At 67.6% G+C, this 20,452-nt stretch carries 17 protein-coding genes and 1 tRNA gene; 8 read left to right on the top strand and 10 right to left on the bottom strand.

The features are described 5' to 3' along the window. The first annotated feature begins 29 nt into the window (after nt 1-29). Nucleotides 30-1,013: an NAD(P)H-dependent flavin oxidoreductase gene (locus AC5RUF_RS01540; RefSeq protein ID WP_494129474.1), complete on the top strand. Its 984-nt coding sequence runs from the start codon at nt 30-32 to the stop codon at nt 1,011-1,013. Here AC5RUF_RS01540 and AC5RUF_RS01535 read toward each other — a convergent pair. Further along, nucleotides 987-1,682 carry a TetR/AcrR family transcriptional regulator gene (locus tag AC5RUF_RS01535; RefSeq protein ID WP_494129473.1) on the bottom strand — a complete coding sequence of 232 codons (696 nt, stop codon included), beginning with the start codon at nt 1,680-1,682 and terminating at the stop codon, nt 987-989. The genes AC5RUF_RS01540 and AC5RUF_RS01535 overlap by 27 nt on opposite strands. Nucleotides 1,683-1,961: 279 nt before the next feature. On the opposite strand from AC5RUF_RS01535, the gene AC5RUF_RS01530 reads away from it, so the two are divergent. Beyond that, on the top strand, nt 1,962-3,485 hold the full coding sequence (locus AC5RUF_RS01530) for an aldehyde dehydrogenase family protein (RefSeq protein ID WP_494129472.1): 1,524 nt from the start codon (nt 1,962-1,964) through the stop codon (nt 3,483-3,485). Nucleotides 3,486-3,491: 6 nt separating this feature from the next. Here AC5RUF_RS01530 and AC5RUF_RS01525 read toward each other — a convergent pair whose 3' ends face one another. Further along, the gene (locus AC5RUF_RS01525) at nt 3,492-4,817 is read right to left on the bottom strand and encodes a TetR/AcrR family transcriptional regulator (RefSeq protein ID WP_494129471.1); all 1,326 of its coding nucleotides are present in this window, start codon (nt 4,815-4,817) and stop codon (nt 3,492-3,494) included. A gap of 177 nt (nt 4,818-4,994) precedes the next feature. Between AC5RUF_RS01525 and AC5RUF_RS01520 the strand changes: the two genes are divergently transcribed. Then, nucleotides 4,995-6,611: a long-chain-fatty-acid--CoA ligase gene (locus tag AC5RUF_RS01520; protein ID WP_494129470.1), complete on the top strand. Its 1,617-nt coding sequence runs from the start codon at nt 4,995-4,997 to the stop codon at nt 6,609-6,611. Nucleotides 6,612-6,697: 86 nt separating this feature from the next. Here AC5RUF_RS01520 and AC5RUF_RS01515 read toward each other — a convergent pair whose 3' ends face one another. Beyond that, nucleotides 6,698-7,153, bottom strand: a complete 456-nt coding sequence (locus AC5RUF_RS01515) for a hypothetical protein (RefSeq protein WP_494129469.1) — start codon at nt 7,151-7,153, stop codon at nt 6,698-6,700. 3 nt (nt 7,154-7,156) lie between these two features. Further along, on the bottom strand, nt 7,157-8,563 hold the full coding sequence (locus tag AC5RUF_RS01510) for a phosphomannomutase/phosphoglucomutase (RefSeq protein ID WP_494129468.1): 1,407 nt from the start codon (nt 8,561-8,563) through the stop codon (nt 7,157-7,159). Between the two features lie 95 nt (nt 8,564-8,658). On the opposite strand from AC5RUF_RS01510, the gene AC5RUF_RS01505 reads away from it, so the two are divergent. Further along, nucleotides 8,659-10,809 carry a RecQ family ATP-dependent DNA helicase gene (locus tag AC5RUF_RS01505; RefSeq protein ID WP_494129467.1) on the top strand — a complete coding sequence of 717 codons (2,151 nt, stop codon included), beginning with the start codon at nt 8,659-8,661 and terminating at the stop codon, nt 10,807-10,809. 518 nt (nt 10,810-11,327) lie between these two features. Beyond that, nucleotides 11,328-12,749, top strand: a complete 1,422-nt coding sequence (locus tag AC5RUF_RS01500) for an HNH endonuclease (protein ID WP_494129591.1) — start codon at nt 11,328-11,330, stop codon at nt 12,747-12,749. Nucleotides 12,750-12,805: 56 nt separating this feature from the next. Here AC5RUF_RS01500 and AC5RUF_RS01495 read toward each other — a convergent pair whose 3' ends face one another. Further along, nucleotides 12,806-13,648, bottom strand: a complete 843-nt coding sequence (locus tag AC5RUF_RS01495) for an alpha/beta fold hydrolase (RefSeq protein WP_493997882.1) — start codon at nt 13,646-13,648, stop codon at nt 12,806-12,808. Nucleotides 13,649-13,743: 95 nt separating this feature from the next. Between AC5RUF_RS01495 and AC5RUF_RS01490 the strand changes: the two genes are divergently transcribed. Continuing rightward, nucleotides 13,744-14,313 carry a TetR/AcrR family transcriptional regulator gene (locus AC5RUF_RS01490; protein WP_494129590.1) on the top strand — a complete coding sequence of 190 codons (570 nt, stop codon included), beginning with the start codon at nt 13,744-13,746 and terminating at the stop codon, nt 14,311-14,313. A 109-nt stretch (nt 14,314-14,422) separates the two neighbouring features. Further along, nucleotides 14,423-14,977, top strand: coding sequence for a hypothetical protein (locus AC5RUF_RS01485; protein WP_494129466.1), 555 nt, complete (start codon nt 14,423-14,425; stop codon nt 14,975-14,977). On the opposite strand, the gene AC5RUF_RS01480 is transcribed toward AC5RUF_RS01485, so the two are convergent. Continuing rightward, nucleotides 14,962-15,798 carry a crotonase/enoyl-CoA hydratase family protein gene (locus AC5RUF_RS01480; RefSeq protein ID WP_494129465.1) on the bottom strand — a complete coding sequence of 279 codons (837 nt, stop codon included), beginning with the start codon at nt 15,796-15,798 and terminating at the stop codon, nt 14,962-14,964. The two genes, AC5RUF_RS01485 and AC5RUF_RS01480, sit on opposite strands and share 16 nt — an antisense overlap. A gap of 89 nt (nt 15,799-15,887) precedes the next feature. Between AC5RUF_RS01480 and AC5RUF_RS01475 the strand changes: the two genes are divergently transcribed. Further along, a complete protein-coding gene (locus AC5RUF_RS01475) occupies nt 15,888-16,376 on the top strand; it encodes a hypothetical protein (RefSeq protein ID WP_493997307.1) in 489 nt (162 codons plus the stop codon). A gap of 24 nt (nt 16,377-16,400) precedes the next feature. On the opposite strand, the gene AC5RUF_RS01470 is transcribed toward AC5RUF_RS01475, so the two are convergent. The 4 genes from AC5RUF_RS01470 to AC5RUF_RS01455 form a co-directional block, all read right to left on the bottom strand. Beyond that, the gene (locus AC5RUF_RS01470; RefSeq protein WP_494129464.1) at nt 16,401-17,432 is read right to left on the bottom strand and encodes an aldo/keto reductase; all 1,032 of its coding nucleotides are present in this window, start codon (nt 17,430-17,432) and stop codon (nt 16,401-16,403) included. A gap of 38 nt (nt 17,433-17,470) precedes the next feature. Next, complete coding sequence (locus tag AC5RUF_RS01465) at nt 17,471-18,019, bottom strand: GNAT family N-acetyltransferase (RefSeq protein ID WP_494129463.1); 549 nt, start codon at nt 18,017-18,019, stop codon at nt 17,471-17,473. 114 nt (nt 18,020-18,133) lie between these two features. Further along, nucleotides 18,134-18,224 (bottom strand) — tRNA-Ser (locus AC5RUF_RS01460). Nucleotides 18,225-18,295: 71 nt separating this feature from the next. Beyond that, nucleotides 18,296-20,419 (bottom strand): prolyl oligopeptidase family serine peptidase, encoded by a 2,124-nt coding sequence (locus AC5RUF_RS01455; protein WP_494129462.1) that lies wholly within the window; start codon nt 20,417-20,419, stop codon nt 18,296-18,298. Nucleotides 20,420-20,452 lie beyond the last annotated feature (33 nt).

Genomic DNA, 20,452 nt, shown 5'->3' with positions numbered 1-20,452 from the left:
CCTGCCGACCCTGCCAACCAGGAGAGACCATGCTCAGGACACGTTTTACGGAAACCTTCGGTATCGACCACCCGGTTGTGCAGGGCGGAATGATGTGGGTGGGCCGCGCCGAACTGGCCGCCGCCGTCAGCGAGGCGGGCGGGCTTGGCATGATCACTGCGCTGACCCAGCCCACGCCGGGGGACCTGGTGCGGGAGATCGAACGCGCCCGCACGCTCACGGACAAACCCTTCGGCGTGAACCTGACCATCCTGCCCTCCATCACCCCGCCGCCCTATGACGAGTACCGGCGGGCCATCATCGACGCCGGAATCACCATTGTGGAGACGGCCGGTTCCAATCCGGAACCGCACATGGAGATGTTCCGGGCGCACGGGGTGCGCATCATCCACAAGTGCACCAGCGTCCGGCACGCGCTCAAGGCCCAGAAGGTGGGGGTGGACGCGGTCAGCATCGACGGCTTCGAATGTGCCGGGCACCCCGGCGAGGACGACGTGCCCGGGCTCGTCCTGGTCCCGGCGGCCGCCGACGCCCTTTCCATTCCCTTTATCGCCTCGGGCGGGTTCGCCGACGGGCGCGGCCTGGCCGCCGCCCTGGTGCTGGGCGCCGACGGTGTCAACATGGGGACGCGGTTTATGTGCACACAGGAATCCCCGATCAGTTCCAGCGTGAAGGAGCGGATCGTGGCAGCAACGGAACGGGACACCGAACTGATCTTCCGGACGCTGAACAATACCGCCCGCGTGGCCAGCAACAGCGTCAGCCGGGAGGTGGTGCGGATCCTCGCCGATGGCGGGGACTTCCCGGCGGTACGTGACCTCGTGGCCGGTGCCAAGGGGCGGAAGGTCTACGAGACCGGGGACGTGGAGGCGGGCATCTGGAGCGTGGGCATGGTGCAGGGCCTGATCCACGACGTGCCGCCGGCGGGCGAGGTAGTGCGGCGCGTGGTGGCGGAGGCCGAAGCGGTGCTCCGGGACCGGCTGGCGCTAGTGGTTCCGGGGGTCAGTGCCTGACCCGGTGCCGGTTTCCGGTTTTCCGGGCCGTTCCGTATCCGGCGCCCCGAACGCCGCGGGGTTGCCCATGCCGTAGCGCACCATGTCCTGAGAAGCCTGCACCAGGTCTGCCAGCGACCTGGTGTGCGGGTTCCACCACTCCGCCGCCCAGTTCATGGAACCGAGCAGCAGCAGCCGGGACACATTGATATCCAGCCCCGGCCGGAGTTCACCGGCCTCGGCGGCCTGGCGCAGCAGGCCGGTCCAGATCCGGCTGTAGGCGGCCTCCTCGGCGGCAGGACGGGTCCGCAGCTGCTCCGGAACCTGGCCGGCATTGCGGATGGACGCGGTGGTGTAGTCCGAGATCTGCAGCTCGTACCGCAGATGGGCTTCAACCGCGGCCAGGATCCGGTCCAGCGCCGAGGCGGATTCCGGCAGGGCGGCCAGCGTTTCCCGGACGTGCCGGTGCACCCGGAAGACCCCCACCCACATGACCTCCTCGATCAGCTCGTCCCGTGACGGAAAGTAGTAGTAGATGGCCGGTGCCTGCACCTGGGCCACTTCAGCCACGTCGGCGAGCCGGGTGCCGGCGTATCCCTTGCGGCTGAGCACGTGCGCGGCCGCATCCAGGATGCGCTCCCGCGTCAGGAGCGATTTCTTCGCCGGCGCGGCGTCGGAAGGGGAGTTCACGGGCAAGGATCCAAATCTGCTGCGGCTTCTCTGTCTGCCTCGAATCTAACCCCTTCCCTGCCGGGCGGGGCGTATTCGACGCCGGGGCGGGGACCCGTTGCCGCAGGCAGGGCAGCGGGCCGGGCCCGAGGAAAGGAGTTTTCCGGCGCCCTTGCCCGCGGCGGTGCGGCGGCCTATTGTCGGGACCACGCACGTGAACCACGGTTAACTTCCGGTCTTTAGCCCGTCCCATTCCCACCGCCCGTTGCATCCTTCGATCCAGGCCCCAGGAGCAGTGCCATGACCAGCACCGTGCAGCACAGCAACAACACAATCTCCGGACCGTCCGTCCTCCCGGCCCCGTCCGCCGGTGCGAGGACGGACGGTCCGGGCGGGGTGGCCTCCGCCGTCGCCCGCGCGAAGGATGCCGCACTCTGGTGGCACGGCCAGGGCTTCGACGGGCGCAAGGCGGTGCTCCAGGCGTGGAAGGCCGCCATCGCCGATGACGCCGATGCCCTCGCCGGCATCATGGCTGCGGAAACCGGCAAGCCCGTGGACGACGCCGTCCTGGAAATCATGCTGGCGCTGGGGCACCTGGATTGGGCGGCCAAGCACGCCAGCCCGGTCCTGCGCCGGCGCACTGTTTCCCCGGGACTTGTGGCCGTGAACCAGAAGGCCAGCGTGGGGTATGAACCCTACGGAGTGGTGGGCGTTATCGGCCCATGGAACTATCCGCTGTACACCCCCATGGGCTCCATCTCCTACGCGTTGGCCGCCGGGAATGCGGTGGTCTTCAAGCCCAGCGAGCTCACCCCGGGTACGGCGCTGTGGATCGAACGGAAATGGCAGCAGATCTGCGGCCGCCCGGTGTTCTCCGTGGTGACCGGCGGCGCGGAAACCGGTGAAGCGTTGGCCCGGTCCGGCTGCGGCAAGATCGCCTTCACCGGATCCACGGACACGGCCAAAAAAGTGATGGCCGTCTGCGCCGAAACCCTCACTCCCATGGTGGCCGAGTGCGGCGGCAAGGATGCAATGCTGGTGGCCGCCGACGCCGATCTGGAGGCCGCTGCCTCCGCCGCGGTTTTCGGGGCGATGGGCAATGCCGGGCAAACCTGTGCCGGCGTGGAACGGGTCTACGTGGACCGCAAGGTGTACCAGCCGTTCCTGGACCTGGTGGTGCAGAAGGGACGGGACCTGACGGCCGGGACCGGTGCGGAGGCCGATTACGGGCCCATGACCCTGCCGGCGCAGTCGGGCGTCGTGGCCGCGCACATTGATGCCGCCTTGGATGCCGGCGGCCGCGCCGTGCTCGGCGGGCCCGGTTCGGTGCACGGGGACCGGCGGATCGACCCGGTGGTGCTTGCCGAAGTGCCCGAGGACAACGATGCCGTACGCCGGGAAACCTTCGGACCCGTCGTCGTCGTTAATCCGGTGGCGGATATGGATGAGGCCGTGGAACGTGCCAACGGGACGGGTTACGGGCTGGGTGCCTCGATCTTCAGCGGCAGCCGGACCGCAGCCCGCGGGTTGGCCGCGCGGCTGAAATCCGGTGTAGTGACGGTCAATTCCGTGCTGGGTTTCGCCGCTATCGGGTCGCTGCCGTTCGGCGGGGTGAAGGATTCCGGCTTCGGCCGGATCCACGGGGCGGACGGGCTGCGTGAATTCAGTGTGCCCAAGGCCCTGACCGAACAGCGGTTTGCCCCTCCGCTGGATCTGCTGCGGATGCACCGGTCCGAGCGGGACATGAAAATTGCCCGGGCCATGCTGGGCCTCCTGCACGGCAGCCGCCGGGGCAGCGGCCGGTCCCGGGCGCACGATGCCTGACCGGCGCTAACCGCCCGCCCCCAGCGCCTGCAGGATCAGGCGGCTGGTGCGTTCGCAGTTCTCCGGTGACCGGTCGAACCGGGTAAACCGGCCCAGATCCGCGGCCATGTTCAACGCCCCGTGGACGAGGAACCTGATTTCGGCGGCACCCAGCTCCGGACGCAGTTCCGCCAGGAGGTCCACCCATACCCGGATGTGCGCACGCTGGAGGCTGCGCAGCTGGGCCTGCTCATCCGCGGAGAGATTCAGCGAATCCGCAAAATACACGGACATCAGCTGGTGGTGGGCGAACGTGTGCCGGACATAGGCGGAGGTAAGCGCCACCAGGGCCTGGGCGGGTCCGGCGGCCGGGGCAACCGCCGCTTCCGTGGCCGCTGCGAGGCGCTCGGCGGCCCGCTGGCATGCCTGCAGCAGCAGGGCCGATTTGCCGGGGAAGTGGCGGTACACGGCAGAGGCCGTAACCCCTGCGGCAGCGCCGATCTCTTCAATGCCGACCTCACGGTAGCCCTTACGGTAAAACAGCGTCACCGCTTCGGACAGCAGCAGTTCCCGGCGCGGAACGGTTCCCGGGGCGGCCGGCGCGGCGGTGTCCGGATCCGGGTGGGCCAGGGGAGTGGTGTCCGGATCCGGGGCATCTGAGCGTGGGCGGTCTGCGGCCGGGACGGCCAGGCCGGGGGCGCTGCCGCCGGGCGCCGGTCCGGCGGCCGCATCCAACGGGAAGTACAGGACCGCCAGGACGGAGCCGCGGAGCAGTTCGGCCGTCTTGCGGGGGCTCAGCACGGTGTGGTGTGCCGTGATGCTGGCGATCATGCCGAAGGCGCCCACGCACAGGAACCGGGCGCGCGCGGCATCAAGCCCGTGCTGCACCGCTGAGAGCGGCAGCAGGACCCGCCGCGTCAGCTGGTCAAACCGGGTCCAGAGGAGGGTATGGTCGGCCGGGCTCAGGTAGTGCGCCTCGTGCCGGTAGATGCTGCCGGTCCTGCGGTTGGCCTGCGTCACGGCAATCACCGCGTCCACCAGCTGTTCCAGCCGCTCGCCGGGGCTCTCCGCGGCCGGGAGGACGTCGTCGTCCGTGGCGTCGAGCAGGTCCTGGACCAGCCGCAGGGCGGCTTCCAGGAAAAGGCTGTATTTGCCGGGATAGTGCCGGTACAGGGCCGCGGCGGAGATGCCGACCTCGGACGCTATTGCCTCCATGCTCACCCCGTGGTAACCGCGCTCGCTGAAGGCCAGTGCTGCTGCCCGGGCAATAAGCTGCCGCCGGTTGCGCGGCCGGACGGCTCGGGCCGGGAGGACGTGTTCGGGACGGGAGGCGGAGCCCGCGGGCGACGGCATGCGCCCAGCGTAGCCCAGCCCAGGGCTGCCGGCCCGGATTACCTGCTTCCAAGGATGTGAATTGCGGTTAACAAAAGGGCTGACTCGAGGCTTGTTTTCCTGCATACTGATCCCACAATCTCTTCCGTGGCGGGTGCACGCTGCCGGCCCATACACCGTTGTATGAAAGGGATCCACATGAGCTCCGCTCCAGCTTCCACCCAGGCCGGCATCCCCGAAGGGATCGACTCCCGGCACCGCCGCAACCACTGGATGAACCAGATTGCCGGGCACGCGCAGATGAATCCGGACGCCACCGCCTTCCGCTTTATGGGGAACACCGTCACCTGGCGTGAAACAGATGAGCGTTCCACCGCCTTTGCCGCCGCCCTGGCCCGGCGCGGCGTGCAGTTCGGTGACCGGGTCCTGCTGTTGACCCTGAACCGCCCTGAGACCGCAGAAGCCGTCTTCGGCATCAACAAGCTCGGTGCCATGGCGGTTCCGGTCAACATCCGGCTCTCCCCGCCGGAGCTGGCCTACATTTTCGACGACGCCGACGCTGACGTCCTGGTGGTTGAATCCGTCCTGCTGCCCCTGGCCGGTGCGGTGGCTGCCATCAGCCCGCGGATCAAGCGGATGGTTGTTGTCGGCGGCCCCGCGGGCGAGGGTGCCGAGGCCTTCGATGACCTGGTGGCGGAAAGCCCGGCCGGATTCGAGCTGCCGGACGTTCCGGAGGAAACCACCGCCCTGATCATGTACACCTCCGGCACCACCGGCAGGCCCAAGGGGGCCATGCTGGACCACCTGAACCTGCAGGCCCAGTCCCTAACCTGCATCCGCGCCAACGCGGTGTTCACAGAGGACGACATCGCGTTCCTGACGGCACCCATGTTCCACATCGCCGGCTTCGGGTCGATCGCCCCCAATTTCGTGCTGGGCATCCCCACCGTCATCCATCCGCTGGGTGCTTTTAATCCCGCCGCCATCATCGATGCATGGGAGCAGGAGCGGGCCACCATCGTGTTCAACGTGCCCACCCAATGGCAGCTGATCTGCGCGGAGCCCGGGCTGAAGGACCGTGATCTGGCGCTGCGGATTGTCAGCTGGGGAGCTGCTCCGGCCTCGGACAGCATCCTGCAGGCCATGGAGGAATGCTTTCCGCACGCCATGAACGTTGCGGTGTTCGGGCAGACGGAAATGGCGCCAATCACCTGTGTGCTGCGCGGACCGGATTCCCGCCGGAAGCTGGGGTCGGTGGGGCAGCCGATCCCCACCATCCAGTACCGGGTAGTGAATCCGGCCATGGAAGACGTAGCTCCCGGCGAGGTGGGCGAGATTGTGTACCGGGGCCCCAACATGATGAGCGGCTACTGGCGCAAGCCCCGGGAAACCGCCGAGGCATTCGAGGGCGGCTGGTTCCATTCCGGCGACCTGGTCCGGCAGGACGAGGAGGGGTTTGTCTGGGTGGTGGACCGGGTCAAGGACATGATCATTTCCGGCGGCGAGAACATCTACTGCATGGAAATCGAAAACGCCCTGTTCGCCCATCCCGCCGTGCAGGAGGCCGCTGTCTACGGGCGTCCGAACGAGAAATGGGGCGAGGTGCCGGTTGCCGCCGTCGTCCTGGTTCCCGGGCAGTCACTGACGGCCGATGAACTGTCCGCGTGGCTTGACGGGCGGCTGGCGCGCTTCAAGCACCCCAAAGACCTGGTGTTCGTGGATGAGCTCCCGCGGAACGCCGGCGGCAAAGTGGTCAAGAACCGGCTCCGCAGCGTGCCCTTGGCTCCCGAGGAGCTGCGCCAACCCGCCGGATAAGCCGGCGGTAAAAGTGCTGGCAACACCTGCGGCAACCGTGCCCGGAAATGGTGCACGGTTGCCGCAGAGGAATAGCCGTCGGGAGGTTAGTCCTCCTCGGTGCCCCAGACGATCGGTTCTCCGGATTCCCAGATGGGCTCGTTGAACGTCCACTCGTCGCCGTCGGCGGAGTAGGTCTGGATGGCGGAGATGCACACGCCCTCCGAGTGTTCGGTCACCACGTGGATGGCGTCGGTGTCCTCCTCCGGCAGCGTGATGTCGGAGAACACGGCGACGGCGCGCAGATCGGCTTTCTGCTCGGCGAGCACCGTGTAAAGGTCCTCGATCATGGCGTCGGCGTCGAGTTCCTCGTCGCTTTCTTCCGGTGCCACCGCGATCATCCGCAGCTCGCCGTCGTTCTGCACCACCAGTGCGGCGGGTAGGAACGCGCCCTGCGCCTCCAGCTGTTCCTGGGTGACGCCCAGGGCGGTGCCGATCAGGGAGTTCAGGTCATCCTGGACCTGCGCGGAGGGCTCGCCGCCGTTGAGTTCTACATCAGCCATGTCTTATTTCCTCACTAGTTCAAGTACGTGGTTGCGGACGCGCTCCATGGTGGGCAGGTCCTCTGCTTCAGCGTTCAGACGCAGGAAGGGTTCGGTGTTGGATGCGCGCAGGTTGAACCACCAGGCGCCGTCGTTCGAGGTGAAGGTGAGGCCGTCCAGGGTGTCCACGGTGACGCCGTCGTGCTCGTACTCGGCGCGGACGCGGGCCAGGGCGGCCGGGACGTCCTCCACCCGGGAGTTCACCTCGCCGGAGGAGAAATACGGCTCGTACTCGCGGGCCAGGTCCGAGAGCGTGCGGTTCTGTTCGCCCAGGGCCGCCAGGACGTGCATGGCTGCGAGCATGCCCGTGTCCGCGTTGTAGAAATCGCGGAAGTAGTAGTGCGCGGAGTGCTCGCCGCCGAAGACGGCGCCTTCACTGGCCATCACGGCCTTGATGAAGGAGTGGCCCACCCGGGTACGGACGGCACGGCCGCCGTCGTGCGCCACCAGTTCCGGAACGGCGCGGGAGGTGATCAGGTTGTGGATGATCACCGGGGTCTCTTCGCCAGCGGCCTTGGCCCGGGCAATTTCCCGGCGGGCCACCAGGGCGGTGACAGCGGACGGGCTGACCGGATCGCCCTTCTCGTCAATCACGAAGCAGCGGTCCGCGTCGCCGTCGAACGCCAGGCCCAGGTCCGCGCCGTGTTCGACGACGGCGGCCTGCAGGTCCCGCAGGTTCTCCGGTTCCAGCGGGTTGGCCGGATGGTTCGGGAAGGAGCCGTCCAGCTCGAAGTACAGCGGAATGATGTCCAGCGGCAGGCCCGGGAGGATGGTGTCGCCCAGCACCGCGGGCGTGGTCATGCCGGCCATGCCGTTGCCGGCGTCCACCACTACCTTCAGCGGGCGGATACCGGAGAGGTCCACCAGCTGGCGGAGGTATCCGGCGTAGTCGGCCAGGACGTCCCGGACGGAGATCTGCCCGGGCGTCGCCACGGGGGCGGGGGCGCCGTCGTTAAGGTACTTCTCCGCCAGGGCCTGGATGTCCTTGAGCCCGGTCTCGGAGGAGATCGGCACCGCACCGGCTTTGGCCATCTTGATGCCGTTGTACTGCGCGGGGTTGTGGCTGGCCGTGAAGGTGACGCCGGCAGCGTTCAGTACGCCGCAGGCGTAGTACAGCTCATCGGTGGAAATCAGGTCCAGCAGCAGGACGTTGGCGCCGCGGGCCGTGGCACCGCGGGCGAAGTCGCGGATGAACTCGGGCGAAGACGGACGCATGTCACCGCCCACCAGGACCGTCTGTCCGGCCAGGCCCTGAACGTCAACAAAAGCGGCCCCTACGGCCTCGACGATCTGCGGGGTGATTGTCTCGCCTACGACGCCGCGGACGTCGTAGGCCTTGAAGGACGCGGAGAGGTCGAATGCACTGTTCACGTTGGCCAGTCTATAGGGGCGCCCGCCGTGGCGGTCTTGTCCACATGGGCAATCGTGTGCAGAAAAGGGTCAGACCGGGCTGGGATAGTGGAGGTATGGAAAGCACGGGTACACACGGTTCGGATCTACAAAACACCCCGGCGGGGGAGCTGCACACGGAAGCCGTCGGGCTGCTGCGGGCGCTGGTCGGCAACGAATCCGCGCAGTTCCACCAGGACCAGTTCGAGGCCATCGAGGCGCTGGTCTCCGGCGGCCGGCGGGCCCTGGTGGTCCAGCGCACCGGCTGGGGCAAATCCGCGGTGTACTTTGTGGCCAGCCTGTTGCTGCGGGCACGCGGTGCCGGTCCCACGCTGATTGTTTCCCCGCTGCTGGCGCTGATGCGGGACCAGGTGGCGGCCGCAGCCCGGGCCGGGGTGCGGGCCGAGGCCATCAACTCCGCCAACCAGTTGGAGTGGCAGGAGATTTCCGCCAAGCTCGAAGCGGACCAGGTGGATGTGCTGCTGGTTTCCCCGGAACGGCTGAACAACCCCGGATTCAGGGAACAGCACCTGCCGGAGCTGATCCGCCGGTCCGGGCTGCTGGTGATTGATGAAGCGCACTGCATTTCCGACTGGGGCCACGACTTCCGGCCGGATTACCGGCGGATCCGCAGCCTGATCGAACAGCTGCCGGCCTCCGTGCCGGTGCTCGCGACCACCGCCACGGCCAACAGCCGGGTGGTCAAGGACATTGAGGAGCAGCTGGCAGCCGGCGGTGAAGACGTGTTCACCATCCGCGGGCCGCTGGCGCGCAAGAGCCTGCGGCTGGGTGTGCTGCGGCTGCCTAATCCCCGGGCCCGGCTGGCCTGGCTGCTGACCCACATTGATGACCTGCCCGGCAGCGGAATCATCTACGCGCTAACCGTCTCCGCCGCCGAAGATACGGCCCGGCTGCTGCAGAAGGCAGGGCACCCCGTGCTGGCCTACACCGGACGCACGGACCCCGCGGACCGGGAAGAGGCCGAGGCCGCACTGAAGGAAAACCGGGTCAAGGCACTGGTGGCCACCAGTGCACTGGGCATGGGCTTCGACAAGCCGGATCTCGGCTTCGTCCTGCACCTGGGCGCACCGTCCTCCCCGGTGGCCTACTACCAGCAGGTGGGCCGTGCCGGCCGCGGTACGCCCAACGCCGATGTGCTGCTGCTGCCCGGTGCGGAGGACCGCGACATTTGGCAGTACTTTGCCACCTCCTCCATGCCCGCGGAGGGGCCCGCCAATGCGGTGCTCGCCGAGCTCGCCGACGGCGCAGTGCTCTCCACCGGCGTGCTGGAGACCCGCGTCAACCTGAAGCGCTCGCCGCTGGAGCTGTTGCTGAAGGTCCTGGCCGTGGACGGCGCGGTGGAGAAGGTGTCCGGCGGCTGGCGGGGTACCGGCCGGCCCTGGCACTACGACCGGGAACGCTACGAACGCATTGCCGCCGCCCGCGTCAAAGAGCAGCAGGCCATGCTGGATTACGAAAACACGTCCGGCTGCCGCATGCAGTTCCTCTCCGAGCAGCTTGATGATCCGGCCGCCGCACCGTGCGGACGATGTGACAACTGCGCCGGCCGCTGGTTCGCCGACGACGTCGCCGCCGAAGCCACCGAGAACGCCGGTAGCGCCCTGAGCAAGGTTGGTGTCGAAGTTGATCCCCGGGGCATGTACCCCTCCGGCATGGACCGGCTGGGCGTTCCGGTCAAGGGCAAGATCAAGCCGGCCCAAGCGGTGTCATCCGGGCGGGCGCTGGCCCGCCTGACCGACCTTGGCTGGGGCGGGCGGCTGCGGGAAATCTTCGCGCCCGGCGCCGAAGACGCCCCGGCCGACGCCGCACTGATCAACGGCTGCGTGCAGGTCCTGGCCCAGTGGGGCTGGGAACAGCGCCCGGTGGCCATTGTGAGCATCCCGTCCCGGTCCCATCCAGTGCTGGTGGATTCGCTCGCCCGCGGGCTGTCGGACCTGGGCCGGATTCCGTATCTGGGCGCCTTGCTGGCCCCGCACGGCGGACCTACCGGCGGCCCGGGCGGCAACAGTGCCTTCCGGTTGGCCTCCGTCTGGGACCAGTTTGCCGTCCCGCCCGAGGGTGCCGCCTGGTTTGCCGCCAACCCCGGGCCGGTGCTGCTGGTGGACGACTTTGCGGACAGCCGGTGGACCCTGACCGAAGCAGGCAGGGTGCTGCGGGAGGCCGGAGCCGAAGCCGTGCTGCCGTTCGTGTTGGCCCTGAAGGCCTAGGCCGGGCCGAGGTCACGGCGGAACTCCCGGCCGAGCTCCCGGCCGCCGGAGCGGACGGGTTGGAGGATTGGCAACAGTCACGGGCGGGATGCCGTCTCCGCGTTTCCTCCCGTCCGGCTTCCGTGCGGCGCCAGTCTTCCTCCACACCAAACCGGTCTTGTCTTTCGCTGCCCGGTTATCCGCACGGCCCGGAATCCCGGATAGAGGGGTCGTGCCAGGCCGTTAGCCTCACATCCATGGGTGAATCAATGGTGGTTGTTGACGCTGCCGGGACAACTGCGGAGACGAGGCATGGAACCCCGCGGTCCGGTGCTGCCCGCAGCGGGAAGGCAGCTCGTGCCCGGGAATCGGCTGTCGATACTGCTGCGCGTGCAGGCGGCACTGCTTCCGCGCCGGCTCACGGGCCCGGACGGAAAGAGGCCGCGCTTGTCGCTGCTGCATTCGACCCCGCGTCTGGTTCTAAATCGCGGGGCTCAGCTCTAAACCAGCACCCCGGGTCGGTTGCCGGCTTGAAGTCGGTGATCCGGGACCTGTCCTCGACCGAGGCGCTCGCCGGTATTGCTGCTGATTCCGCGGCGGGTCTGGTGGACCGGTTGCAGGTGTTGGAGGAGTTGAAGGCCGCGGCCGGTGCCATGCAGGCCCGGGTCGCGGCAGCCCTGGATGCTTCGGTGCGTGCTGCGCATGCGCGGGCCGGGCTGCCGAGGGAGAAACAGGACTTGGGAGTGGGTGCGCAGGTGGCGTTGGCTCGGCGTGAGTCCCCGGCCCGCGGGGGTCGAATCCTGGGTTTCGCGAAAGCCCTCACTGAGGAGATGCCGTGCACTCTTTCGGCGTTGTCTGAGGGTCGGATCAGTGAGTGGCGCGCAACCCTGCTGGTGCGGGAGACGGCATGCCTGAGCGTTGAGGACCGCAGGTTGGTGGACCGCGAGATTGCAGGGGACCCGTCCGTGTTGGAGGGGCTCGGGGATGGGCGGCTGATCGCCCTGATCCGGAAGATCACGTACCGGATTGATCAGGCGGCGTTGGTGCGGCGGGCGGTGAAGGCGGTGGAGGACCGGTATGTCTCCTGTCGTCCGGCGCCGGACACCATGACGTACCTGACCGGTCTGTTGCCGGTGGCCCAGGGTGTGGCGGTGTTCGCGGCGTTGAGCCGGGAAGCGGATTCGTTGCGTGCCCGCGGTGATGTGAGGGGTCGGGGTCGGATCATGGCGGACACGATGGTGGAGCGGATCACCGGGCAGGCCCAAGCGGAGCAGGTGCCGGTAGGGGTGCAGTTGGTGATGACGGACCGGTCCCTGCTGGCCGGGGACCGGGAGCCTGCGTTCCTGGTCGGGTACGGTGTGGTTCCGTCGCCGTGGGCGCGGGACTTGATAAGAAAAGGTGTGGGCAAAGGGCGGCAAGCAGTCCCCGGGTTTGTGCCGGTGCTAAGGTCGGGAGCCGCGGAATCCCCAGCACGTCCGGAGACTCCGGCTGCTGACATCTCCGGCCCGGACGTCTCCACCCGTGACATCTCCGGCCCGGGCTCCGCGGAAAACACAGGTATATGGTTGCGCCGCCTCTATACGACGCCTTCTTCCGGCGAGTTGATCAGCATGGATTCGAAGGCCCGTTTTGTGCCTGCGAACCTGACCCGGCTGATCACGGCTAGAGACCAGACCTGCCGAACGCCGTGGTGTGATGCACCCATCCGGCACATGGACCACATCCGACCGCACAAGGACGGCGGGGCCACCGAGGCCGGGAACATTCAAGGCCTGTGCGAGGCCTGCAACCACGCGAAGGAAGCACCCGGGTGGGCGGCCGAATCCATGCAGACCCGGCAGCCTCAGACCCGCCATACGGTGGAAATCACCACACCAACGGGGCACCGCTACCGGTCGGCCGCTCCTGCCCTTCCCGGTACTCGGCACGGGGGCCTGCTTTCCATGCCACCTCCCTCGTAGGCTCACCGGGAAGCAGGGGGCACGCCGGTCCCGCTGCTTCCCGGGTTCCTATGTTTCTACCTAGCCACGAAGCCCAGCAGGGCCTTGTTGACCTCGGCAGCGTGCGTCCACAGCAGACCGTGGGGTGCGCCGTCGATCTCAACGTATTCGGCATCCGGGACGAGCTTCCGGAACCGTCGGGCAGTGGCGTCAATGGGCAGGATGTTGTCCGCGGTGCCGTGCAGGATCATCACCGGCTTGCCGCTTTCACGGACGGCGTCCACATCTGCCCGGAAGTCCTCGATCCAGGTCGGGACCACAGCGTAGGCTGCGACCGGCGCGCTGGAGATGGCCACGTTCCAGCTGGCCGTAACGGCTTCCTGGCTGATCCGGCTGCCCAGGTTCTCGCCCAGGTTGTAGAAGTCGGAGTAAAAGTTGGTGAACCAGGCGTAGCGGTCTTCCCTGGCAGCGGACTCAATGCCGTCAAAGACCTCCTGCGGTACGCCTTCGGGGTTGTCGTCCCGAGCCACGAGGAAGGGTTCCAGCGAGGCAAGGAAGGCCAGCTTGGCGATGCGATTGTGGCCGTAGCGGGAGACATAGCGGGCCAGTTCGCCGGTGCCCATGGAGAAGCCCACGAGAATCACGTCGGACAGGTCCAGCGTCTCCAGCACGGTATTCAGGTCCGAAGCGAACGTGTCGTAGTCATACCCGGAGCCGGCCTTGCTGGACTGGCCGAAGCCTCGGCGGTCATAGGTGATGACACGGTAGCCGGAGGCGAGCAGTTCGCGGGTCTGCCGCTCCCAGCTGTGGCCGTCCAGCGGATAACCGTGGATCAGCACCACGGGCTGACCTGCGCCCTGGTCTTCGTAGTAAAGGTGGGTGGTGGTGCTGTTTTCGGTCCCTACGGGAATGAAGCCCATGATGTTGTCCTTTTCTGATGAGCGAGAACGAGCGTTCTCACGTAATGAACCCGACTCTAGAGAACGATCGTTCTCACGTCAAGTACAATGGAGAGATGACGCCTGAAGAAACGACCGAACGCATCCTTTCCGCGGCGGAGGAGCTGTATTACCGCAAGGGGTATGCCGCCGTCGGAATGGACGAGCTGCGATCTGCCGCCGGCGTGTCGCTGCGGCGTTTGTATGCGCAGTTTCCGTCGAAGGACGACATTATTTCCGCCGTGCTTGCGCGTAAACACGAAGAGTGGGAATCGGCGGTCACAAAGCAGGTAGCGGCTGCCGGGCCTGAACCCAGGGCCAGGCTCCTTGCTGTGTATGACTTCCTCGAGGGCTGGTTCTGCACCGGCGATTTCCGCGGCTGCGCGTTTATTAATGCGTTCGGCGAACTGGGTGGCACCAATCCCGAGGTGGCGCGGGTCGTGAAGGACCACAAGGAGTCATTCCAGCGGTACATGGCCGGGCTTGCGCGGGAATTGGGGGCTTCGGAGGCGCTGGGGGCGCAGCTGTCCATCCTGGCCGAGGGCGCACAGAGCACGGCCGCCATTTCCGGCGACTCGGCCGCGGCCATCCAGGCCCGTGCGGCCGCGGAGGTGCTGATCGATGCCGCTCTCCGTCCCGCTGCCTGATTCGGCCTGACTCGCAGCCCCCCCCCCCGCGCCGCCACTCGCCGGCATGGCGGACATGCTAGATTTCGCGGACAACCCGTCGACATGCCGGGAGGACCGGGGGAGAGACATGATGCCGGATGCGCACATCGGAACCGTGCCAGGCGAGGACGTTCACACCGCAGCAGACGCCGCGGCCACCGGGCGGCTTTTCGCTGCTACGGGTGCCGGAGCCTTAATCGGTGCTGCCTGGCAGCTTGCCGGTGCCGGCGGGCTGCCGTTCCTTCCGCAGGACTTTGGCGGAACCCTGCTGGTGAGCTTCGGTGCCGGAATCCTTGCCGCAGCCTTGATGCTGCTCGCCTGGTCCCTTACTGCCCGCACGGAATCAGGGCAGGGGATCCGGCAGCAACGCGGAGCGATGGCGGCACTGACGGGTCTGGCCGTCTTCTGCATCCCGTTCACGGCGGACCTGGTCTTCAGCCCGGTGTTGGGAGCGGCCCTGATACTGCTGGCCGTCCGGACCCGCGACCCACGGACAGCAGCGGCAGGGTTCACGGCGCTGGCGGCGGCTTTGGCCCTGGCGTTTTTCCCGGGTTTCCCCGGCGCGGTGCCGGTCCTCGGCCTGCTTGGCATTGCGGCCACCGCCGTCGCCCTGCAGTTGCGCTCCGGCTATTCGCCGCGGTAAACCGGCGGGCGCCGCTCGGCGAACGCGGCGGTAGCCTCGCCGAAGTCCCGGCTGGCCAAAAACGCCGAGTTCCAGACCTGCACATAGTCCAGCCCATCCTGCACGGCGGCCTGGGTCCGCCGGTTCATCACCTGCTTGACACCCTGCACCACCAGCGGGGGATTGGCCGCCACCGCGGCGGCCAGCTCCCGGCCGCGCGCGACGACGTCGTCCGCCACCTCCGTGACCAGGCCGAGTGTGTGGGCGCGGGCGGCGTCGAAATCCTCGCCGGTCAGGGCCAGCTGCCGGGTGGCACCTTCACCGATGATGGCGGGCAGGCGCTGCAGCGAGCCCAGGTCCGCGACAATGGCCACCTTCACCTCACGGACGCTGAACCGTGCGGTGGGGGAGGAAATGCGGATATCCGCGGCGGCAATCACGTCGATAGCCCCGCCGATGCACCAGCCGTCCACCGCGGCGATCACCGGCTTGGCGCACCGCGCCAGTGAGCTGACCGAATCCTGCAGCGCCTTGATCTGCCGGCGGAAACCCTCGCGCAGCTTGGCGTCCATCCCGTCGGCGGCCAGCAGCGGGGCGAAGACCGGGGCCATGGCCGGCAGGTCCAGGCCGTAGCTGAAGTTACCGCCGGAACCGTAAAGCAGCACCGCACGGACCTCGTCGTCGCTGCTCAGGGCATCGAACACTTCGGGCAGTTCGGCCCAAAAGTCCGGTCCCATGGCGTTGCCCTTGGACGGCCCGACCAACTGGACCTCAGCCACCCCGTCATGAATTTCGACACTAAGGGACCGCAGATCGAAAGCGGCGGGGGCGCTGGATGTCATGGCATCTCCGTTGATTGGCCGGACGAGTGGTGAACGTCAATATACCGGCCGTTTTAGGGCCCGGTGAAAGCAAAGCTAGGATGCAAAGTATGGAGCTTGCGGTAATTCTTCTTTTTGTCCTCTCAATAGCAGTCGTCAGCGCGCTTGTGGGCAGGATCCAGAAGCGCCGGGCCGCCGAACCCCAACCCGAAGGCGCTACGGAGAAGGCCAGGCCCTCCCGCCCGCGTGCCACGCCGGAGACCGGAACCTCGCCGCAGGCGGCCAAGGAAGCAGCCTCCCTGCTCAGCGCGAGCCAGCACCAGCAGATCTACGCCGCCCTGGCCCAGGGCCAGCCGGTGAAGGCATTGAAGCTGTACGCCCAGTTCACCGGCGCCGGCATCCGCGCCTCGGGTGCTGCCATCCAGAACATGGCCGCCCACCCCCAGCCCTACGTCCGTCCCATCCCGGAAACCGAGTCAGGGCAGGCCAAGCCCACCGCCGCCAATCCGACGCCGGCGGCAGAGCCCGACGCGCTTCAGGAAGAAGAAATCAGCAAGTGGGCCCAGCAGCTGCGGCCCGAGGATTTCCTGAAGCCCTGACCCTGAAGCCCTGAATCCCGGGTATCAGCGTCCCCCCTCAAGCAGCCGTTCGCGCTGGTGCAGCCCGTCCGGACCGTAGGGGTAGTTGCCCACCTGCGGGGTGCTCAGCTCGGCCAGGCGTTCGGTTTCCTCCTGTGTCAGCGTCAGGAACGCCGCACCCAGGTTGTCCGCCAGCTGGTCAGTGGTCCGGGCGCCCAGGATCACGGAGGTCACCCCGGGGCGGTCCGCCAACCAGGCCAGCGCCACCTGCGCCGGCGTCGCCTGATGCGCCAGGGCGACGGCGCGCAGCTCGTCGAGGATGCGCCAGGTCCGCTCATTGTGGCTGCGCAGGTCCCAGCCCTGGAACTGGCGGGTGGGGTTGTCGCCTACCCGGGTGTTCCCCGCGGGCACCGTCTCACGGTCGTACTTACCGGTTAGCCAGCCGCCCGCCAGCGGTGACCAGGGCAGCAGGCCCAGGCCGGCGTCGAGCGCTGCCGGAACAATTTCGGACTCGATTTCCCGTTCCAGCAGGTTGTACTGCGGCTGCAGGGTGACGGGCAGTGCCCAGCCGTGTTCACGGGCCACGTATACGGCTTTGGTCAGCTGCCAGCCGGTGAAGTTGGACAGGCCGTAGTAGCTGATCTTGCCGGCGGTGACGGCATCATTGAGGAAACCCAGGCTCTCCTCTAACGGCGTGAATGGATCCCACGCGTGCAGCTGGTACAGGTCCACATGGTCCACGCCCAGTCGGGTCAGCGAATCGTCCAGCGCACGGCGCAGGTGGCGCCGGGAGGTGCCCAGGTCATTGGCACCCGCACCCATCGGAAAGCGGCCTTTGGTGGCCAGGACGACGTCGGCCGCGGCCGCGGGGTTGGCGTGCAGCCAGCGGCCGATGATCTCCTCGGAGGCACCGCTGGTGTAGACGTCGGCGGTGTCGACAAAATTGCCGCCGGCGCTGACATAGTCGTTGAGGATGGCATGCGAGGCCCGTTCGTCGGACTCATTGCCGAATGTCATGGTGCCCAACGCATAGTTGCTGACGGCGGTGCCGCTGCGGCCCAGAAGTCGCATTTCCATGGGAAGTCCTTCGGGTAGGGAGGAAGCTGGCTGCCAGCTTAGCCGCGGAATGAGTCTTCGAGCAGTGCGGCGAACAACAACGAATCGCGCCGGCCCCCGTTGACCTTCTTATGTGCCCGGAGCCGGCCTTCGAAACGGAAGCCGTTTTTCTCCAGCACACGTACCGAGCCGGCGTTGTCCGGCGAGCAGGTGGCTTCCACGCGTTCGAGTCCCATGTGGCCGAAGGCGTGTCCCAGCAGCAGGCCGGCGGTTTCGGTGCCCAGTCCCCGGCCCCAGGCCTCCCGGTGCAGGGTGTAGCCCAGTTCGCCGGTGCGGTCCGCGGCGCTGGTGACCCAGGCTCCTGCCGTACCCACCAGTTGACCCGCCACCGCGACGGAGAGGGTGAAGGCACTCCGATCCGGGCGCGCGGCCTCGGCAACTGCCTGGTTCACGAAGTCCTGCGTCTGTGCCCGCGTATTGGGTCCCCATGTGGACCACTGCGTGACCTCCGGGTCTGAGCAAAAGGCATGGATGGCGTCCACGTCGGTGGCCGTGATGTTCCGCAGGACCACGCGGGGACCGGCGAGGAGGGCGCTGTTGGAAGTCACAGAGGTGAATCTACCGGACGGCGGGAACGGATCCGGCCGGCAGCCCGGGCCCGGGGCAAAAGCGGCATCCAAGGGGGCAGACGCAAAAAGTCCCCCGGAAATCCGGGGGACTATTGGCGGAGACGGGGGGATTTGAACCCCCGGTGGGCTTTAGGCCCACACTTCATTAGCAGTGAAGCCCATTCGGCCGCTCTGGCACGTCTCCAGCTTCCACCAGCAGCATCAGCTGCCAGCCTGACAAGACTACCGGCAATCTGCCGCTAAGGGCAAAACGCCTCAGCCAAGTCCGCCGGTGAGAGCCTCCCACAGGAATTCATAGGACATGGCGTGCATCCGGGCGGCCTGCCGGTTGTCGGCCGCGCCGGCGTGCCCACCTTCCAGCGCTTCGTGGAACCACACGTTCTCCACCCCCATGGCCTTCATCCGTGCAGCCATCTTGCGGGCCTGCACCGGGCCTACCCGGTCATCGCTGGTGGCGGTCCAGATCAGCGTAGGCGGGTAGTCCGCGCCCTCCCGGAGCAGGTGGTACGGCGAGAACGTTTTGACGAAGTCCCACTGCTGCGGATCATCCGGATCCCCGTACTCGGCAATCCAGGAGTAACCGGCCGACAGCTTGGTGTAGCGGCGCATATCCAGCAGCGGCACGCCGCAGGACACGGCACCGAACAGGTGCGGATAGGTGGTCAGCATGTTGCCCACCAGCAGGCCGCCGTTGCTGCGGCCGGTGCAGCCCAGGTGCTCGCGCGAGGTCACCCCGCGGGACACCAGGTCCTGGGCGACGGCGGCGAAGTCCTCATAGGCGCGGTGCCGGTTTTCCTGCAGCGCCGCACGGTGCCAATCCGGGCCGTATTCACCGCCACCGCGGATGTTCGCCAGTACATAGACACCGCGGCGTTCTATGCCACGGGCATCGGTGGTGCGCCGCTCCAGCCAGCCGCGGCCCACTACACCGCTGTATACAGGGGTGAGCGAGGCTTCAAAGCCGCCGTAGCCGTTCAGCAGGGTGGGATTGCCGCCGTCGAGCACCAGATCTGAGGGGCCAACCTGGAAGTACGGCACGCGGGTACCGTCCGCGGACACGGCAAAGTGCTGCTCCACGGTGAGCCCGCTGGTGTCGAAGAACGCGGGGGAGGATTTGACCTCGACGGCCGGGCGTCCGCCGGCCCCGCCTGCGGCAAGGGTGCCGCGGGACACGGTGGACGGCGTCAGGAAGCCGGTGCTGACCAGCCAGTAGTCGTTGCCCGCTTCCTCGTCCTCGTCATCCACCGCGTAGGCGTCCACCGAGTGCAGCGGCGGGCAGGCATCCAGGATCTCGGCCCGCCAGGCCTCGTCCGGGGTGAGCACCACAATCTGGGAGCTGACATCGCGCAGCAGGTTCAGCAGCAGCCGGTCCCGGGTCCAGCTCCAGGACTGCAGCGAGACGGCGGCATCCGGAGTGAAGATGCGGTGCACCTTGCGGTTCCCGGCGGTGAAGTCCGCCAGCGGCGCGGCCAGCAGGGACCCGGCCGGATGCGTTTCGCCGTCGAGCTCCCAGTCGTGGCGCGGCCGCAGCACCAGCCACTGCCGGTGGATGTCCACGGACACGTCCAACGGCACGTCCAGCTGTACCCACTCGCCGCCGTCGCGCAGGAATGTCCGGGTGTTGTAGAAGTCGATGATGTCCACGGCAATGTCCCGCTCGAACCCGGGCGTCTGGTCACGCTGCACCACGGCCATCATGTGGTCTTCGGGGACCTCGAAATACGGTTCGGCATCCTGCAGGTCCTGGCCGCGGCGCAGGATCCGGCTGGTGCGCGGGTAGGACGAGGTGGTCATGGAGCCCGGCCCGAAGTCGGTGCCCACGTACAGGCGGTCCTCCCCGCCCCAGCTGATCCGGCTCTTGGCCGCCGGAATGTCGAAGCCGCCGGGCACAAAGGCGCGGTCGACGACGTCGAACTCCCGGTAGCGGGCAGCGTCGCCGCCGTCGGGGGAGAGGACCACCAAGGCCCGGCGGTAGGAGGTGCCGTCCGCCGGACGCAGGAACCGGGCGCCGCCCCACACCCACTCGGTGCCCTCGGCGGCGCTGAGCGCATCCAGGTCCAGCAGGACTTCCCACTCGGGGCCGGCTGCTGTGTAGCTGTCCCAGGTGGTGCGGCGCCACAGGCCCTTGGGATGTTCGGCGTCCCGCCAGAAGTTGTAATAGTGCTGCCCGCGCTTGGACACCATGGGAATCCGGTCCGTGGAGTCCAGGACCTGGAGCAGGCGTTCCTCGGTCTGCTCGAAGCCGGTGCGGGCGAGCAGGTCTTCGGTGACCTTGTTCTCCGAGCGCACCCAGTCCAGCTGCTTGTCGCCGTAAATGTCCTCCAGCCAAAGGAACTCGTCGGTTTCTACGGAATCCACGTTTTGGTTTGCCGGTGTCATGGCCCCATCCTAGTTCCCGGCGGGTCCCCGCCC

The organism is Arthrobacter sp. Y3224198, assembly GCF_059090025.1.
The sequence above is the reverse complement of the archived record's forward strand: the minus strand, read 5'-3'. Positions and strand labels throughout refer to the sequence as shown.

Coding starts and splice junctions, on each gene's coding strand:
- AC5RUF_RS01540 (WP_494129474.1), top strand. CDS start 30: ATGCTCAGGACACGTTTTACGGAAACCTTCGGTATCGACCACCCGGTT.
- AC5RUF_RS01530 (WP_494129472.1), top strand. CDS start 1,962: ATGACCAGCACCGTGCAGCACAGCAACAACACAATCTCCGGACCGTCC.
- AC5RUF_RS01525 (WP_494129471.1), bottom strand. CDS start 4,817: ATGCCGTCGCCCGCGGGCTCCGCCTCCCGTCCCGAACACGTCCTCCCG.
- AC5RUF_RS01520 (WP_494129470.1), top strand. CDS start 4,995: ATGAGCTCCGCTCCAGCTTCCACCCAGGCCGGCATCCCCGAAGGGATC.
- AC5RUF_RS01515 (WP_494129469.1), bottom strand. CDS start 7,153: ATGGCTGATGTAGAACTCAACGGCGGCGAGCCCTCCGCGCAGGTCCAG.
- AC5RUF_RS01505 (WP_494129467.1), top strand. CDS start 8,659: ATGGAAAGCACGGGTACACACGGTTCGGATCTACAAAACACCCCGGCG.
- AC5RUF_RS01495 (WP_493997882.1), bottom strand. CDS start 13,648: ATGGGCTTCATTCCCGTAGGGACCGAAAACAGCACCACCACCCACCTT.
- AC5RUF_RS01490 (WP_494129590.1), top strand. CDS start 13,744: ATGACGCCTGAAGAAACGACCGAACGCATCCTTTCCGCGGCGGAGGAG.
- AC5RUF_RS01485 (WP_494129466.1), top strand. CDS start 14,423: ATGATGCCGGATGCGCACATCGGAACCGTGCCAGGCGAGGACGTTCAC.
- AC5RUF_RS01480 (WP_494129465.1), bottom strand. CDS start 15,798: ATGACATCCAGCGCCCCCGCCGCTTTCGATCTGCGGTCCCTTAGTGTC.
- AC5RUF_RS01475 (WP_493997307.1), top strand. CDS start 15,888: ATGGAGCTTGCGGTAATTCTTCTTTTTGTCCTCTCAATAGCAGTCGTC.
- AC5RUF_RS01470 (WP_494129464.1), bottom strand. CDS start 17,432: ATGGAAATGCGACTTCTGGGCCGCAGCGGCACCGCCGTCAGCAACTAT.
- AC5RUF_RS01455 (WP_494129462.1), bottom strand. CDS start 20,419: ATGACACCGGCAAACCAAAACGTGGATTCCGTAGAAACCGACGAGTTC.